Annotated in this window: 17 protein-coding genes; all 17 read right to left on the bottom strand. The window is 41.3% G+C overall.

Going from position 1 to position 16,120, the window contains the following annotated elements:
• Nucleotides 1-27: 27 nt before the first annotated feature.
• Entirely contained in the window at nt 28-831 is an 804-nt protein-coding gene (gene ypjB, locus CKW02_RS10275; protein ID WP_003215475.1) for a sporulation protein YpjB, read from the bottom strand.
• Nucleotides 832-896: 65 nt separating this feature from the next.
• Nucleotides 897-1,490: a lipoprotein heptaprenylglyceryl N-acetyltransferase LhaT gene (gene lhaT / locus CKW02_RS10280; RefSeq protein WP_003215758.1), complete on the bottom strand. Its 594-nt coding sequence runs from the start codon at nt 1,488-1,490 to the stop codon at nt 897-899.
• 100 nt (nt 1,491-1,590) lie between these two features.
• Entirely contained in the window at nt 1,591-2,358 is a 768-nt protein-coding gene (locus tag CKW02_RS10285; protein WP_003215888.1) for a menaquinol-cytochrome c reductase cytochrome b/c subunit, read from the bottom strand.
• 42 nt (nt 2,359-2,400) lie between these two features.
• On the bottom strand, nt 2,401-3,075 hold the full coding sequence (gene qcrB / locus CKW02_RS10290) for a menaquinol-cytochrome c reductase cytochrome b subunit (protein ID WP_003215804.1): 675 nt from the start codon (nt 3,073-3,075) through the stop codon (nt 2,401-2,403).
• A gap of 2 nt (nt 3,076-3,077) precedes the next feature.
• Complete coding sequence (locus CKW02_RS10295; RefSeq protein WP_007500911.1) at nt 3,078-3,584, bottom strand: ubiquinol-cytochrome c reductase iron-sulfur subunit; 507 nt, start codon at nt 3,582-3,584, stop codon at nt 3,078-3,080.
• A 144-nt stretch (nt 3,585-3,728) separates the two neighbouring features.
• Complete coding sequence (locus CKW02_RS10300; protein ID WP_034620430.1) at nt 3,729-4,175, bottom strand: YpiF family protein; 447 nt, start codon at nt 4,173-4,175, stop codon at nt 3,729-3,731.
• A 61-nt stretch (nt 4,176-4,236) separates the two neighbouring features.
• On the bottom strand, nt 4,237-4,776 hold the full coding sequence (locus tag CKW02_RS10305; protein ID WP_003215573.1) for a ReoY family proteolytic degradation factor: 540 nt from the start codon (nt 4,774-4,776) through the stop codon (nt 4,237-4,239).
• 75 nt (nt 4,777-4,851) lie between these two features.
• Entirely contained in the window at nt 4,852-6,123 is a 1,272-nt protein-coding gene (locus CKW02_RS10310; protein ID WP_034620428.1) for a tetratricopeptide repeat protein, read from the bottom strand.
• A 291-nt stretch (nt 6,124-6,414) separates the two neighbouring features.
• Nucleotides 6,415-7,701, bottom strand: coding sequence for a 3-phosphoshikimate 1-carboxyvinyltransferase (gene aroA, locus CKW02_RS10315; protein ID WP_003215462.1), 1,287 nt, complete (start codon nt 7,699-7,701; stop codon nt 6,415-6,417).
• Nucleotides 7,702-7,711: 10 nt separating this feature from the next.
• Nucleotides 7,712-8,827 (bottom strand): prephenate dehydrogenase, encoded by a 1,116-nt coding sequence (locus CKW02_RS10320; protein WP_034620426.1) that lies wholly within the window; start codon nt 8,825-8,827, stop codon nt 7,712-7,714.
• 113 nt (nt 8,828-8,940) lie between these two features.
• A complete protein-coding gene (gene hisC, locus CKW02_RS10325) occupies nt 8,941-10,038 on the bottom strand; it encodes a histidinol-phosphate transaminase (RefSeq protein ID WP_003215818.1) in 1,098 nt (365 codons plus the stop codon).
• A gap of 10 nt (nt 10,039-10,048) precedes the next feature.
• On the bottom strand, nt 10,049-10,852 hold the full coding sequence (trpA, locus tag CKW02_RS10330) for a tryptophan synthase subunit alpha (protein ID WP_003215706.1): 804 nt from the start codon (nt 10,850-10,852) through the stop codon (nt 10,049-10,051).
• Entirely contained in the window at nt 10,849-12,048 is a 1,200-nt protein-coding gene (gene trpB, locus CKW02_RS10335; RefSeq protein WP_095117833.1) for a tryptophan synthase subunit beta, read from the bottom strand. The genes trpA and trpB overlap by 4 nt, the downstream gene beginning before the upstream one ends.
• Entirely contained in the window at nt 12,029-12,688 is a 660-nt protein-coding gene (locus tag CKW02_RS10340; RefSeq protein WP_003216129.1) for a phosphoribosylanthranilate isomerase, read from the bottom strand. Before CKW02_RS10340 ends, trpB begins: the two co-directional genes overlap by 20 nt.
• A 5-nt stretch (nt 12,689-12,693) precedes the next feature.
• The gene (trpC, locus tag CKW02_RS10345; protein WP_003215458.1) at nt 12,694-13,446 is read right to left on the bottom strand and encodes an indole-3-glycerol phosphate synthase TrpC; all 753 of its coding nucleotides are present in this window, start codon (nt 13,444-13,446) and stop codon (nt 12,694-12,696) included.
• Nucleotides 13,439-14,461, bottom strand: a complete 1,023-nt coding sequence (trpD, locus tag CKW02_RS10350) for an anthranilate phosphoribosyltransferase (RefSeq protein WP_003215742.1) — start codon at nt 14,459-14,461, stop codon at nt 13,439-13,441. Before trpD ends, trpC begins: the two co-directional genes overlap by 8 nt.
• Nucleotides 14,433-15,980 carry an anthranilate synthase component I gene (gene trpE, locus CKW02_RS10355; protein ID WP_003215597.1) on the bottom strand — a complete coding sequence of 516 codons (1,548 nt, stop codon included), beginning with the start codon at nt 15,978-15,980 and terminating at the stop codon, nt 14,433-14,435. The genes trpD and trpE overlap by 29 nt, the downstream gene beginning before the upstream one ends.
• Nucleotides 15,981-16,120 lie beyond the last annotated feature (140 nt).

The following is a 16,120-nucleotide window of genomic DNA, read 5'->3' on the forward strand; positions in this document are numbered from 1 at the left end:
AAGAAGCCCAAAAATGGTGCTTCTTTTTTATGATTTCGGATAATCAGCTTGTCGCTTTTGCTTCTTCTCTTTTTCAGCACGGTATTTCCGAAATCCAACATACGTTAACGTTAATAAAATGATGCTTCCCGTTGTTAAAATGACCCATAAAAGCGATGGGTCAGCCTCATCTTGATCAACGTGGGCAAATACACTCGATAAATCCTCTTCAAGCTTCGTGAGGCGCTCAAGCTTTGTCCCACTTGATGCTTTTAAAAATTCACCTTGCTCAATCACTTCCATATGCTGCTTAATCGTTTGCAGCTTTTCAGGCGAAACATCAATGGTTAAACTCGGATAGATCATATCGTATAAAGAAACCAGCTCATTCCAAGTTTCATAAAACGTCGTTGATTCCGGATCCTTCACTTCTTTTTTCAACGTAGGAAAAGACCCCATAATGGGCTTCTCCAGCGAACCCCAAAGTGGCTCAGAGTCTGACTGGATCGCATCGAGCAGCATTCTAAACTGAGAGGCATAACGAAGCTTTTCGCGCTCATTCAATTCTTCCTGCGGCAGCCCTTTTATGATATCTTGATAGCCAACTGTAATTTGCCGAATCTGCGTATTTGTCAGCGTTCCGCGCCAATCCTCAGCTTTAAATGTCTTTTCAACATACAATGCGACCTGTAACGCCTCATCATATTTAGCTTGTCTCGTTAATTGAAAGATTGAATCTGATAGTTCCGTTAATTCTTGCAGCACACTAGCGGCTGTTTCCTCGCCTTTGGCAACAGATGGCTGTAATACGAGAAAAAATAATAGAATCATCGCGATTGGCTTTCGTTTCATGCAAGTCCCTCCTAGCCCTTCTCCATACAGCGTATGAAGAAAAGGACAAGGTTAGACCAATATTGTTAAGGGAGTTCGAGCTTGACCGATTTTTTCGATAGGACGAAATAATACGAAACAAGAAGAACGGCAATGCTTAACCAAAACGTGACGTAGCCGATCTCGTTTGTATAGGCAGACAGCATAGAATAACGCGGCATCATACCAAATACATAATCAATCACATCATTATGTAAAATCCATATGCCAGCTACCACCAAATGACGCATTTTAAAACGATAATAAGGTGCAAACAATACGGCTTGAACCGCCATCGCAAAGTGGGACCCAATCAGCATGTACCCTTCCCACGGAAAATCATCCACAGATAAAAGGACAAAGATATTCATTCCTACAGCCCATAACCCGTACTTCATTAAGGTCACGAGGGCAAGTGCTTCAAAATAAGGAGCGTTTCGTTTCATCAAAAAAGCAAGTAGAACAAATAAAAAGAAAAAGCTTGCCGTTGGACTGTCTGGAACAAAAGCTAAAAAGATAGCCGGCGTCTCTACAAGCTGTGGAATATACCAATAGTAGCCGTACACAGTGCCAAGGAAATTGATTATCAAGACTAGCACAAGCATATAGCGCGTGGCTAGCAGATATTGAATCCATCTCATACGTCTCTTCACTCACGATCTATTAAAATCAGAAAAAAGCTGACAGCGCCAGCTTTTTCTCTTTTGAGTATATCCTTGTACTTGCATTTAAACAACTGAATTATTTAGATTTGACCTCAGATAAATATTTAGACAGCTTTTCAAGTTCTTCATCGCTGCCTTTAAAGATACCCTTAGGCATGTTGCCTTTACCTTCAACAGCGATTTTAGCAATCTCCTCAGGTGCAAGACCATTGTCAACAAGTGACGGTCCGGCTGCTCCGCCCTGCATGTTATCCCCGTGACAGGAGATACATGTCTGCTCCTGATAAATTTTATACTCTTCCGCTGAGGTATCAATCTCTGCTTCTTTCTTAATTTCACCTTGCTTTGCCGCTGCTTCCCAATCATGAGTAGCAACAGACTCCCACGTTAAATATGTTGCTGCGCCGACTGCAAGGATCATCATCCCCACTGCAACCGGTCTTCTATACGGTCTGCGTTCAGGACCAGAATCAAGAAATGGTGCCAGCAACAGTGCACCAAACGCAATCCCAGGCATAATCATCGCACCAACTACCGTATAGCCACCTGCAGCAAATTCATATTTTAATAACTGGTACAAGAATAAGAAATACCAGTCTGGCAGCGGAATATAGCCGGTATCTGTTGGATCAGCCATCCGCTCAAGCGGAGGTGCATGAACCACAGTTAGGACAAGAAATCCAATTAAAAAAACGGCACCTACAAGCCATTCCTTTAAAAGAAAGTTCGGCCAAAAGGCTTCTGTTTTTCCCGGATATTCGGAATAGTCTTTAGGTATGTTAGGTTTTCTTTCTGCCGGAATTCTAGAGTCTCCGACAAACTTCATCCCTTTTCCCCTATGCAAAGTCATCCCCTCCTCATTGAACATTCATCAAACGCAAATTTTTTATAGCGGTCCAGAAATTCCTTGCTTACGAATCATAATAAAGTGAGCAGCCATCAGCCCAAATAATGCCGCTGGCAAGAAAAAGACATGGATAGCGAAAAATCTCGTCAGCGTTTGTGCCCCTACAATGTCAGGATGACCTGCAAGCAGCGTTTTGATCTCTTTACCAATGAAAGGCGTCGCTTCTGCAATTTGAAGACCAACCTTCGTTGCAAATAGCGCCTTCATATCCCATGGCAAGAGATAACCTGTAAAACCAAGTCCAAGCATCACAAAGAAAATGAGCACACCAACAATCCAGTTGAGCTCTCTAGGCTTTTTATACGCCCCTTGGAAAAAGACCCTTAGCGTATGTAAAAACATCATGACAATAACTAAACTCGCACCCCAGTGGTGCATCCCTCTGACAATCTGACCAAATGCCACTTCATTTTGTAAATAATAGACAGATTCCCAGGCGTTTTTAATATCCGGCACGTAATACATCGTTAAAAACATGCCCGAAAGGACTTGAATGACTGTCACAAAAAACGTTAAACCGCCAAAACAGTACACAAAAGCGGAGAAATGATGTGCTGGATTGACATGCTCTGGCACCTCATGATCCGCAATATCTCTCCATATTGGTGTAATGTCTAGCCGCTCATCTACCCAATCATAAATCTTGTTAAGCATCGTTACCCTTCCCCTTTCGGCACAGCTTTTCCAAGATAGAGGTATCCGTCCTTCACTTGCTGCTTATAATGATCAAGCGGTGCAAGTGGCGGAGTTCCGGGTACGTTTGTACCATCCTTGTCGTACAGCCCATAGTGGCATGGACAGAAAAATTTGTTTGGATTTTTCGGATCACTGTTCCAGTTCACTGTACAGCCTAAATGTTTACAGATAGGCGATAAAGCGACAATTTCATCCCCTTCTTTGTACACCCATGCTGACCTAGATTCCTTTGACTCATACCATGCATCTACTTGATCAATTTTAAAGTCAAAGCGCTTCGGTTCCTTCGTCAGTTCATCTACACTGACAACTTGAACCATATCCTGATCCTCTGTTCCTTTTAGCACAGGGTCAAGCGCAAAGCGAACCATAGGCATGAGCATTCCAGCGGCCATAAATCCCCCCACGCCGGTCAACGTGTAATTCAAAAATTGACGCCTGGACACTCCATGTCTCTTCTCGCTCATTTTTTTCTCCCCCCCTCAGGTCGTCAGCTACTTTATAACTGAATTAGAAAAAATTTCATAAAACTAGGACACCCTCATAATATATCAATCTATTCACAAGGTCAACATCCTAAAAAGCTATGTACAATGCAAATGTAAGGGTTTTTATGAAGGGCTCCACTTTTGTAACAAAAAGTTCAAAATTTGTTCTACACTGTCTTGAACAATTTTTTGCTTTAATTCTACCTTTAAATGCTCGAGAGGAACCGGCTTTAACAAAAATAGTGATTCACTAACCGCCGCATGCTCTTTCCATTGGTGATCAGATGAGATCAACACAACATGCTGAAAATGATCTTCTAGCGACTGCTTCATCGTGAAGATGTCTTCTAGTTTTCGGTCATTGGCTTCTTCATATGTATGTGGTGGAAAAAGAAAGACCCGCCCTTTCAGCTGTCTTTCAAGTTCCTCTGTTACAAGAATGGTAAACTCCCCTAAAGATACGGTTTGTTTGATTTGATTCACATCTATTCCAACTAATGGAATGATAGCGGTATCAATGTAATCTCTAGATTGCAAAAAGCGATCTGCATCCTCCGCTTGAAACTTCATCAATTTCCCCTCTTTCATGACATAAGCCCTGCCTGGATAGGGCAAGGCTTATTCGTTCAGTTTATGACAATAGGCTTAATTCTCTTGCTAACTTATTAAATGTTTCTTGATCATGACGGTCAAGTGCTTCATCTATCTCTTTCATAAGCCGTTCTTTTTGGAAAGTTGCGATCGAGTGTTCAAGCACTTTCTCCGCAAGATCCTTATCTTTTTCATTCTCATAAAGATCCTTTGGAATATGAGGATTTGTTTCAAGCACAGCTGCATATTCCGGCGAACGATAAGCAGAACGGAAATTCAATTGAATAAACAAATCTTGCTGTTTATTCAAACGAATATCATGAAATGACTTTTCAGCATCTGTCGTCATGATATTCTCTTTATAAAATCTAAAGGGAACTTCATCCACACAGTGTGTTGACATAATGATTCCCCTTGGGCAAAATTCTGCTTGCTCTACAAAATGAACCTTTTCCATCAAAGAGTCGTGACTCATTAAATAATTTAATATCCAAACGCACTCTCTTCGCTTTAACTGATAATGGTTTAAAAACCACCGGATGAATTCCTTCTTTTCATTGACAGAAACAGGGGTCTGCATGTTATTCCCTCCTCTATCGTAAATTAAATTGCTATACATGAATTATTCAACAAACCAGTTCTTCATTCCTGCAAACTATAAGGAAATTTCGTCTTCAATTCTTAAAATCGTTTCTTCGATTTCTTCATTCGTGCCATCTTTCTGAAGAACTTTACGTAATAGCGGCAATGCTTCTTTTTGTCTGCCTTCTTCTAAAAGGAACGATGCGTATTCATATAAAAAGTCACGTTCCTCATCAAAATCAGGCAGAGCCAGCTTGAAGTACTCAGCTGCTTCTTTGTATTCTTCTCGTCCAACAGATGCAGATGCAGCATACCAATTCCATTTTGGATCATCTTCCCCAAAGCTTTTAACCTCTTTTATGACATCCAGAATTTCATCAAAAAGCTCTTCATTTAAATAGATCGCGAGCAATGTTTGGACCGCTTCAATATATCCCGGATCAAGAGCAAGTGCTTCTTGAAGCAGCTTTTTCGCATCTTCTGAATCCCCATTTTTCAAGTCAATCTTTGCACCATATAAATATAATTCTTTGTTATACTCATCAATTTTAATACCCTCTTTTACTACCTCTAAAGCCTCGTGATATAGTCCTTCTTCCTCATAACTTTTCGCTAAAGGCATATATAGAGACGAATAAGATGGATCAATATCTTTTAGTTCTGAAAGCTGCTGAATGGCTGTTTTCGTTCGTCCAGCCCTCATCGCTGTAAATCCGTAGCCAAAAAGTGTATTCGGATCTGTTTGATCTTTCACTGCCTTTTCGTACCATTCAAGCGCATCTTCGAATTCTCCAGCTGTGCTGAGTGATTCAGCGAGCCTCTGATAAACATTGACGCCGCCAACCTCATGTTGTTGATCTGCGACCTTGTAGAAATAGTCGGCCGCTTTCTTTGAAAGACCTTGCGAAAAATACAATTCACCTAACGCAAAATCAATAATGGCTTCATTTGGAAGCAGCTCTTTTGCTTTTAAGAGCTTTTGTTCACTGACTTCAAATAGTCCTTGCATTTGATACAAATCTGCCATTAACAGTAGGCTCTCTGGATAGGCATCATCATCTTCAGGAATCGTCTCTAATACCGAAATCGCCTTTTCTTCTTCATCAGAGTCAATCAGCAGTTCTGCATAAAAACATGTTAACCCCGTTTCCTCTGGATATAAATCATGTAAATCACTGATGAGATTTCTCGCTTTATCGATATCTCCCCAATCATAATATAACTGAGCTGCCTGCGCCTTTTCTTCATCATGCAAATGCTTTTCTGCCTGAGCAAGTGTTTGAAGTCCTTTTTCAGTCTCACCCGCCTCAACTAATTTTATGGCTTCTTGTAATGAACTATTCAAATCAAACCGTTCCTTTCTGTTTTCCAAAAACCTAAACTATTGTTACTTCATATCATAATCGACAGGTACTCATCCAGCAAATATGTTGCACTTTTAAAATGAACCCATTTTTGTGTTTTAAAGACTGGTTTTCATTTCATCCTTTACGAAACGGAAGTTTTGTAAACTGAAAACACCTGAAATTCATTTTTTGATCAGATAAAATGATTTTTTTCCAGGTTTCATCTTGAGACAAGCTATGCTATATTCCTTACAAATATGCATAAGGAAAGAAAAAGCCTGAGGACATCCTCAGACTGTTTTGGTTAAGTATTCAATGTGTTCAAAGAAATTCGGGTATGAGACGCGTACAGCATCTGTATCTTCAATCTCAACCGCTTGCTTTGTGATGCAAGCAGCAATCCCTAGCATCATACCAATTCGGTGATCTCCGTAGCTTGACACGGTTGCGCCGCCTTGAAGCGTGGTTTTACCATGAATCTTCATACCATCATCTGTTGCTTCAATATCAGCACCGAGTTTTTTAAGTTCTGACACGACTGTATCAATTCGATTGGTCTCTTTTACTTTTAACTCAGCAGCATCTTTAATGATCGTTGTTCCCTCTGCTTGTGTCGCTAGAAGCGCTATAATTGGAATCTCGTCGATAAGTCTTGAAATCATATCACCAGAAATTTCGATGCCTTTTAATGAAGAGGTAGAGATCGTTAAATCTCCATATGGCTCTCCGCCTTTTGCATCTACTTCATTGATCTCAAGATTCGCACCCATTTGTTTCAGAACATCAATAATACCCGTTCTTGTTTTGTTTAGCCCGACATTTTTTAAAACAATTCGGCTGTTAGGAACAATAGATCCAGCAACAAGGAAAAATGCAGCTGAGGAGATGTCTCCAGGAACAAATATATCTGTTGCTTTTAATGTTTGACCACCTTCAATAGAAACACTTTGTTCATCTTCGTCTAGTTTCACACCAAACATAGAGAGCATTCTTTCTGTATGATCTCTTGATTTATGCGGTTCAGTTAATGTTGTTGTTCCTTCTGCTTGAAGACCTGCTAAAAGGACAGCGGACTTAATTTGGGCGCTTGCCACCGGAGACTCATATGAGACACCTTTTAAATGGCCGCCACGAATAGAAAGCGGCGTATACTCGCCGTTTGCTCTGCCATCTATTTTCGCTCCTAGTTGTTTAAGTGGACCTGTTACTCGCTGCATTGGTCTTTTAGCAATACTCTCATCACCGATCAGTGTACTGTGAAACTCACAACCAGCTAATATTCCCATCATTAATCGAATGGTTGTACCAGAATTCCCGACATCGAGGACGTCAGACGGCTCCTTGAGCTCTTTCAGTCCCTTCCCACGGATCACAACATCTGTCCCTTTTTGTTCAATTTCAACGCCCATTTTTCTAAAACAATCAATCGTACTTAAACAATCGGCTCCAGGGAGAAAGTTTTTCACCACTGTCGTCCCATCAGCAATTGCACCAAACATCACTGATCTATGAGAAATGGATTTATCACCTGGAATATGAATGACTCCATTCATAGGAGCATGTTTATGAATTTTCATATTTGTCACCTCAGTCAGCATAAAATGTATCGTAATTCGCTCTATTTTTTATACAGATCTCTGCACGTTTACGGTCGTCTTCTGTTTGAAAACTAATGCGTAAAATCCCATTAATGTCTTCCCGCGTTTCAATAATACGGATATTCGTAATACTGATGCTCTCATTTGCTAAATGTCCTGTAATCTCCGAAATGACCCCAGGGTGATCTGGAACATCCACATAAAGGTCATAAAAAGCAGGAATGGCACCTTTTTTCCTCAGAGGAAGCCCATCACGATATTCCTTTGCCTCTTGAAAATAAGAGAACAAGCCTTCAGCGTCTTCTTGCAGTACAAAGGTCTCAATGCGATCGATCTCTTTTTTCCATTCATGGAACCGGTCTAAAATCTTGTTTTTGTTGTGCAGAAGGATATCTCGCCACATTGCAGGGTTGCTTGACGCAATACGTGTAATGTCACGAAAGCCTCCAGCAGCAAACCGTTTGACAAGTGGGAATTGTTCTTCAAAATGATGTGCTTGATGCACAAGACTGGCTGCAACAATATGAGGGAAATGACTAATCACACTTGTTACTCCATCATGTTCTTCTGGGGTCATCTCAATAAAATGAGCATTTGTACCTTTTAACAAGTCCTTCAAACGATCAACAGCCTCGCGGTTTGTTTCCTTTGCCGGCGTTAAAATGTAGAACGCATTTTCAAATAAAAAGTCTTTCGCTGCTATAACACCTGACTTGTGAGAGCCTGCCATTGGATGTCCACCAATAAATTGATAGTGCTTAGGAAGCGTTTTTTCAGCAAAATGGACAACCTTTTGCTTTGTGCTGCCAACATCGGTAATTGTGAGCTCTCTCTCAATTCCAGAGTTTGCAATATCACGAAGCATCTTGACTGTTTGCTGAACTGGTGTTGCCAAAATAATAGTCGCAGATTCAGCCAAACCTGCCGCAAATGAATCAGCTGCTAAATCAATGATACCCAGCTTTGTTGCTGCAACCATTTGTTCTTTGGACACATCGTATCCAACAATTTTTTTATGAGGATACTCTTTTTTAATCGACAGTGCGATGGAACCTCCAATTAAACCAAGTCCAGCAATTAATATTGTTTCATTTGCATCATTCATGTTCATCACCTGTTTTTTCGCGAAAATTAAAAAAGCCATTTCAACAGCTTATATGTATGAGGTTGGTACAATGAAAGCCATATCCTGTAAAAGGATATGACTTTATGGTTATGCTACGCTCGAATGCCTTGCATTAAATCAGCAAGTGTACTTAGAATTTCTGCATTTTGCTCCATTGTTCCGACCGTAATACGTAAAGACGTTGGAAAACCAAGTGCTTTACCAGAACGAACAATGTAGCCTTTTTTCAATAATGCATTGAATAATTCATCTGCATCTCTTTTAAAATCAATCAGCACGAAGTTTGTTTGAGACGGATAAATAAATAGTCCAAAACGGTCAGCAAATTCTTGATATTGCTTGAGACCTGCTTCATTTTTTTGTCTGCATGATTGAATGAAGTCCTGATCTTTTATCGCTGCACGAGCTGCTGCCTGAGCGATACGACTCGTATTAAACGGCTCTCTCGCTGGTTCAATCGCAGTAATCAACTCTTCTGATGCAATGCCATAGCCTACTCGAAGCGCGGCCAGTCCATACGCTTTAGAAAACGTACGGAGTACGATAACATTTTGATAGTTGTGTAATAAAGATAAGCTGTTCGGAAAGTCTTCCGCACGAACGTATTCGACATATGCTTCATCTAGTACTACAAGCACATGAGCTGGTACTTGATCTAAAAACGCCACAAGCTCAGATTCTGACAAATGATTTCCCGTCGGGTTATTCGGGTTGCATACCCAGACGACCTTCGTGTTCTCATCAATCGCATCCAGCATGCCCTTCAGATCGTGAGCTCCTCCGTCTAAAAGCGGCACCTCTCGAATCTCTGCCCGCTCAATGATCGCATTGTGACGATATTGCGGAAAAGACGGAGCTGGGATGACGGTATTTGTATGTTGGTCAAGGAATGCCCTAGCAATAATTTGCACAAGTTCATCTGAGCCATTCCCGAAAATTAATTGTTTTTCATTTACTTGAAGAAACTCAGCGAGCTCTGTTCTTAAACTTGCGCTGTATCCATCTGGATAGATCGCTAAATGTTCAAGCTCAGCTTGTATCGCCTCTCTTGCATGAGCGGAACATCCAAAAGGGTTTTCATTTGAAGCCAATTTCACAATTTTGTCTAATTGATATTCTTTTTTGACCTCTTCAATTGGTTTCCCAGGTTGATACGGTTTTAGTTGTTTTAATTGATCTTTGATTTGCAAAAGTTTCACCTCATTTGAATGAATAGAGGGGACTAAATGTTTTTGCATAGGTTTCAAACTCTCTTAAAGCGTCTTGACGAGTATCACTTGCTAACAATTGATCCTGAAGTTCTTCAATTTTTTTTACAAGTGCACTGCCTACAACGACGCCGTCACTCAGTTTATTCATTGCGTCTACCTGCTCTCTTGTTGAGATACCAAAACCGACCGCAACCGGTATGTGACTCAGCTGTTTCACTTGTTGAATAAAATCAGTAATCGATTCGTCAAAGGTTTGTCTGACACCTGTTACACCAAGAGATGAAACACAATACACAAAACCTTCTGCCTGCTCTACTATATTTACTAATCGTTCCTTACTGGTTGGTGCAACGAGCGAAATATATGAAATGTCATATGTTTGACAGTTCTTTTGCAGCTCACTGCTTTCTTCAAAAGGCAAGTCGGGTGTTAAGAGTCCCGAAATATGATTTTTGCGCAGTAAAGCGAAAAAGTATTCTGTGTCTAATTGTAACACAGGATTATAATACGTAAATAGAATTACAGGAATTTTTACACCGTTTTTTTTCATCTTCCCTGCTAATTCTATCGCTTTTACGATATTCATGCCATGATTTAGAGCTCTTTTGGAGGCTCTTTGAATGACAGGACCGTCTGCTAGCGGATCGGAATAAGGAACACCTAGCTCAATCGCATGTGCACCGGCTACTTGAAGGGACAAAGCTAAATCGATCGTGATTTCTTCTGACGGATCCCCTGCTGTAATAAATGGGATGAATAATTTCTCGTCTTGCTCTAATTGAAATGTGATCATTTGGTTTTGCCCTCACTTTCAAGCACATTCATTAATGTATGCACATCCTTATCTCCTCTTCCTGACAGGCAGACAAGGATGATTTCATCTTCACTCATCGTCCTGCTCATCTCAAACGCCTTGGCTAAAGCGTGTGCTGATTCAATCGCTGGCAGAATTCCTTCCTTTTCTGTCAGCAGTTTTAGTGCATCCAGTGCTTCTTGATCTGTAGCACTCACATATTGAACGCGTCCGCTCGCATGTAAATATGCGTGCTCTGGTCCGATCCCGGGATAATCTAGACCAGCTGAAATGGAATAGGGCTCAATAATCTGGCCAAATTCGTCTTGGATTAAATAGGTCAAAGATCCATGAATGACCCCTTTTGTCCCCTTCGTAATGGTTGCTGCATGAAGCGGCGTATCGATTCCTTTTCCAGCCGCTTCTACACCAATCAAATCAATCTCATCATCCAAAAACGCTCGGTACATTCCAATAGCATTACTTCCGCCGCCGACACAAGCAATGACTTTATGAGGGAGCCTGCCTTCTTTTTTCAGCATCTGCTCTTTTGCTTCATCACCAATCATCCGCTGGAACTCACTGACGATTTGGGGATATGGATGAGGTCCTACAACTGAACCAATCATATAGAAATGATCACTACAGTGCTGGACCCAGTAACGAATCGCTTCGTTCGTTGCATCTTTTAATGTGCCGTTTCCGCTTGTGACAGGTATGACTTCAGCGCCAAGGAGCTTCATTCGGAATACATTGAGAGATTGTCTCTCCACATCCTCTTTTCCCATAAATACCGTGCACGATAATCCAAACTTGGCGGCCACCGTTGCAGCTGCTACTCCGTGCTGTCCAGCGCCTGTTTCTGCGATGATGTTTGATTTCCCCATTTTTTTTGCAAGCAGTGCCTGACCAAGTGCATTGTTGATCTTATGAGCACCTGTATGGTTTAAATCTTCTCTTTTTAAATAGATTTTTGCGCCGCCGAGGTATGCAGATAATTGATCAGCATATGTCAGCGCAGTCGGTCTGCCTGAATAGTTTTGCAATAGAGAAAGATATTCTTGCTTAAAGGCTGGGTCTTCTTTTAATTCGTTAAATGCTTGTTCTATTTCTTTGAGTGGCTGCATGAGCGTCTCGGGAACAAATTTCCCTCCGAATTCTCCATATCTGCCAAGCTCATTTGGATATGCGTACATCGTTTAACATCCTTTCTTCGAGCGCTTTGATCTTAGCGCTGCTTTTCTTCCCGTTTTCTTCTATGCCGCTTGAAAGATCGATCGCTTTTGGGCTATAGGCAAGAAGCTCTGGCAGTGTTTCTGGTGTTATTCCGCCGGCAATGATGCATGCTTTCTTCAGTCGTTTTGCTTGCTGATTGTATACAGGTACCGCTTCCCATGTAAAAGCTGTGCCAGAACCGCCTCTCATCCCTTTTACTTTCGCATCAATGAGAAAACCATCGACAAACGGCGCAAATGCCGTCATTTGATCAAGTGTTTCTTTTATATCGGGATCGTGATGAAAGACTTTCCACACTACCGCCCCTGTTTGTTGTTTTATTTCTTTTGCATCCTTTCTTGTTTCATCTCCATGCAGCTGCACGATATCTAAAGGAATATGCTTTGTGATGTCACACACTTTTTGGATTTTTTCATTTACAAATACACCAGTAATCTTTTTCCTGCACTGCGAATCGGTGAGCCATTGTTTCACTTGATCTGGATCGACTTGCCTTTTACTTGGAGCAAAAATAAATCCGATCGCATCTGCTTGAGATTGCGCAATGCATTCTACATCTTCTAGTGAGACCGCCCCGCAATATTTTAAAAAAGGCTTCATCGTGGTCATTCTCCAAATAACGTCTGAACGGCTTTTTCTTGTGAGGGTTCTCTCATTAATGATTCACCTACAAGGACAGCACTCGCTCCATGTTTTTTGACAAAGGTCAGATCATCAAATGTCTGAATACCGCTTTCACTTACTAGCAAGACATCCTTTGGAACAAGTGGTGCAATCTCTTTAGTTTGCTCAACTGTTGTTTTAAATGTCTTTAAATTTCGGTTATTCACGCCAATGATTTCGGGGGTGAATAGGTTTAAGATATGTTCCAGTGTATCTGCTGCATGAACTTCGACAAGAATATCTAGTCCTTTTTCCTTCGCTTCAGCATAGAATTCATGAAGCTGTTGCGGTTCAAGTACTTCTCCAATTAATAAAATGGCATCTGCACCGATACGTCTTGACTCTTCTATTTGTATGGAATCGATGATAAAGTCTTTTCTTAAAATTGGACGTGCGACTTTTTCTTTAATTAAGGAAAGATACTCGTTCTTCCCTTGAAAAAATGGTTCATCTGTTAAGACTGATAAGCAATCAGCATTCGATTTTTCGTAGGCTTTTGCTGTTTGCAGAGGATCAAAATTTGGCTGAATGATTCCTTTGGAAGGAGAAGCCTTTTTCACCTCAGCAATCAGCCCAATCGAGCGGTGAGGGTTCATGAGTGCTTCTTTAAATGATCGTCTTTCAAAGTGTCCATCCGCAGGTAACTGCAACGTTTGGATATGTTCTTTTTTGCGTGCAATGATTTGATTAAGCATAGATCTCTTCCTCTTTCGTTTTTTGTTTTAAACGAGCCAATTGTTCTTTGGCTGCTCCGTTTTTAATCGTTTCTAATGCTTTTAATGTTCCTGCCATGAGGCTTTCTGACTTGCCCGCGACATATAAAGCCGCCCCGGCATTCAGAGCTGTAATATGAAGCGGCGCCCCTCCTGTTTGATGATTCAATATATTCTGAATCAATTTCGCGCTCTCTTCCGGTGATTGGACCTGAATATCTGATAAGTATCCTTTTTCCAGTCCAAAGTCTTCTGGGTTTAGTGTATATTCTGTCATGGCACCTTTTTTGAGTTCAATCACATATGAATTGGCTGTAATCGTTAGTTCATCCAGCCCGTCTTCCCCGCATACAAACAGGACATGCTCTGGCTCTAATGGGGCAAGGGCTTCCGCCATTAATTTTGCCTTTTCCTTTGCATACACACCGATGATTTGCTTTTTGGCTTGCATCGGGTGGCAAAGCGGTCCTAATAGATTAAATACCGTCCGGAAGCCAAGCTGCTTGCGGACTGCTGCTACTTGTTTCATAGATGAATGGTACAGTGGCGCAAATAAAAAGCCCATGTTTTTCTCTTGTATTTGTCTTCTTGTTTCTTCTGGAGTAGATTGAATGTGAATCCCAAGACACTCTAGCACATCGGCACTTCCGCTTTTTGAAGAGACTGAGCGATTTCCGTGTTTTGCGATTTTAGCACCAGCGGCGGAAGCTACAATAGCAGCTGCAGTTGATATATTAAATGTGGAGAGTCCATCGCCTCCTGTGCCGCATGTGTCAACGACATCAAGCGATCTTTCCGCTGGTTCTGCTTTTTGCCGCATGGCCCTCACGAAGCCTGTCATTTCTTCAGCGGTTTCTCCTCTATGCGCTAAAATCGATAGACTTGCAGCGACTTCAGCATCTGTTAAAGAGCCGCTCATCATATCATGCATTAGTCTATGTGCTTCATTTTCTGATAGGAAGCCTCCGTTAACAAGAGCTGATAGTCGCTGATTCATCCTGCACACTCTCCTTTTCTGAAAAAATATGTTCAGCAAGCTGAATGGCCCTCAGAAGCGCTCCTGCCTTGTTACATGTCTCTTCCCATTCATTTTCTGGCACAGAATCTGCGACAATGCCAGCGCCTGCTTGTATGGAAGCGATCTGATTTTTGACGCTCATGGTACGAATGGTAATACAAGAGTCGATATTGCCGTCGAACCCAATATAGGCAATACAGCCGCCATACGTTTCCCTTGGCTCAGGCTCCATTTCATTTAATAATTGCATCGCTCTTATTTTCGGTGCCCCTGTTAATGTGCCTGCTGGAAATGCGGACATGAGTGCATCAACTGGGTGTGTATCCTGCTTTAGCTTCCCTGTCACAATGGAGATGATGTGCATGACATGTGAAAAGTTCACAACTTTTGTAAAGGTCGGTACGGACACGCTGCCGTATTCTGCTACGCGGCCGACATCATTTCTGGCTAGATCTACTAACATGTAATGTTCTGCTTTTTCTTTCTCATCTTCTAGCAGCTCTCTTGCCAGTGCGGCATCCTCTTCTTTTGTTGCTCCTCTTTTTCTAGTGCCTGCAATAGGATGAATTTCTAGGTGCCTATTTTTGGCATGAATTAATCGTTCTGGTGAGCTTCCGACTAAATCACGGTCTTTTAATTTCATAAAATACATGTATGGAGATGGATTCACAATGCGAAGCACACGGTATAATTCAAATGAACTCACTGACACTGGGATATCAAAGCGCTGTGAGAGTACGCCTTGAAAAATATCACCCGCTCGAATGTATTCTTTGATTTTTTCTACGTCCTTTAGAAATTGTGTTTTTTCATAGGTTGATGTCACATGTTCAAAGGACGGTGATTCGTTCATATTCCCTGATAAAATCAGTTCTTTCATATCAATCTTTGTGTGGAGCTTGTGAATCATCTGTTCAAGCCGCTTTTGATTTTCTTTGTAAGCTCGTATTTTTTCGTCTTCTGTTTCATTTCCGGTTAGCTGGGTGTATTGGATAAAATGAACATGATTCGTTTCATGATCAAAGGCAATCATCGTTTGGCAGACAAATAGAGTACAATTGTCTGTCGTTGGTGCGCTTAGATGCGGCCTGACAGATGGTTCAATGCTTGGAATAAGATCGTAACTTAAGTACCCAACTGCCCCGCCTGTAAACGGGATGTCAACGTCTGGTGTCTTGATTTGATATTGCTCTTTCATCCAGTCTAATAAGTCTTTCAGTTCTTGTTTTTTCATGACCTCCTGCCCAGCAGCGTCACGTGCAATATATTCGTTTTGATCATCGTGTAAGGTTAAAAAAGGATGTAATCCGATGAAGGAATATCTCGACCAGCTAGAAGACTCATCTTTGCTTTCTAGTAGATACACAATATCTGCCTTGAGTTTTTCGACAATTTGAATCGGTGAGAGCGTATCAACTGTAATGGTTTCAACAATTGGAATCGTTTTGTGGGACTCGCTGTCCCTTAAAAATTGGGTCAAATTTGATTGGGAATTCATAAGCACACTCCTTAAATGGGATTAAGGAGAATGAGGGGACATATAGAGGGTTTGTATGAGTATACGAAATAAGCCTAAAAGAGGGGTACTCTTTTAGGCAGTATGATGAAATAGACGTATCGTATCTCTGCTCAACTCTA

The organism is Bacillus pumilus, from assembly GCF_900186955.1.
In the GTDB taxonomy this organism is placed as follows: Bacteria; Bacillota; Bacilli; order Bacillales; family Bacillaceae; genus Bacillus; species Bacillus pumilus.

Coding starts and splice junctions, on each gene's coding strand:
- ypjB (WP_003215475.1), bottom strand. CDS start 831: ATGAAACGAAAGCCAATCGCGATGATTCTATTATTTTTTCTCGTATTA.
- lhaT (WP_003215758.1), bottom strand. CDS start 1,490: ATGAGATGGATTCAATATCTGCTAGCCACGCGCTATATGCTTGTGCTA.
- qcrB (WP_003215804.1), bottom strand. CDS start 3,075: ATGCTTAACAAGATTTATGATTGGGTAGATGAGCGGCTAGACATTACA.
- CKW02_RS10295 (WP_007500911.1), bottom strand. CDS start 3,584: ATGAGCGAGAAGAGACATGGAGTGTCCAGGCGTCAATTTTTGAATTAC.
- CKW02_RS10300 (WP_034620430.1), bottom strand. CDS start 4,175: ATGAAGTTTCAAGCGGAGGATGCAGATCGCTTTTTGCAATCTAGAGAT.
- CKW02_RS10305 (WP_003215573.1), bottom strand. CDS start 4,776: ATGCAGACCCCTGTTTCTGTCAATGAAAAGAAGGAATTCATCCGGTGG.
- aroA (WP_003215462.1), bottom strand. CDS start 7,701: ATGAAAATTCATAAACATGCTCCTATGAATGGAGTCATTCATATTCCA.
- CKW02_RS10320 (WP_034620426.1), bottom strand. CDS start 8,827: ATGAATGATGCAAATGAAACAATATTAATTGCTGGACTTGGTTTAATT.
- trpA (WP_003215706.1), bottom strand. CDS start 10,852: ATGATCACATTTCAATTAGAGCAAGACGAGAAATTATTCATCCCATTT.
- trpB (WP_095117833.1), bottom strand. CDS start 12,048: ATGTACGCATATCCAAATGAGCTTGGCAGATATGGAGAATTCGGAGGG.
- CKW02_RS10340 (WP_003216129.1), bottom strand. CDS start 12,688: ATGAAGCCTTTTTTAAAATATTGCGGGGCGGTCTCACTAGAAGATGTA.
- trpC (WP_003215458.1), bottom strand. CDS start 13,446: ATGCTTAATCAAATCATTGCACGCAAAAAAGAACATATCCAAACGTTG.
- trpD (WP_003215742.1), bottom strand. CDS start 14,461: ATGAATCAGCGACTATCAGCTCTTGTTAACGGAGGCTTCCTATCAGAA.
- trpE (WP_003215597.1), bottom strand. CDS start 15,980: ATGAATTCCCAATCAAATTTGACCCAATTTTTAAGGGACAGCGAGTCC.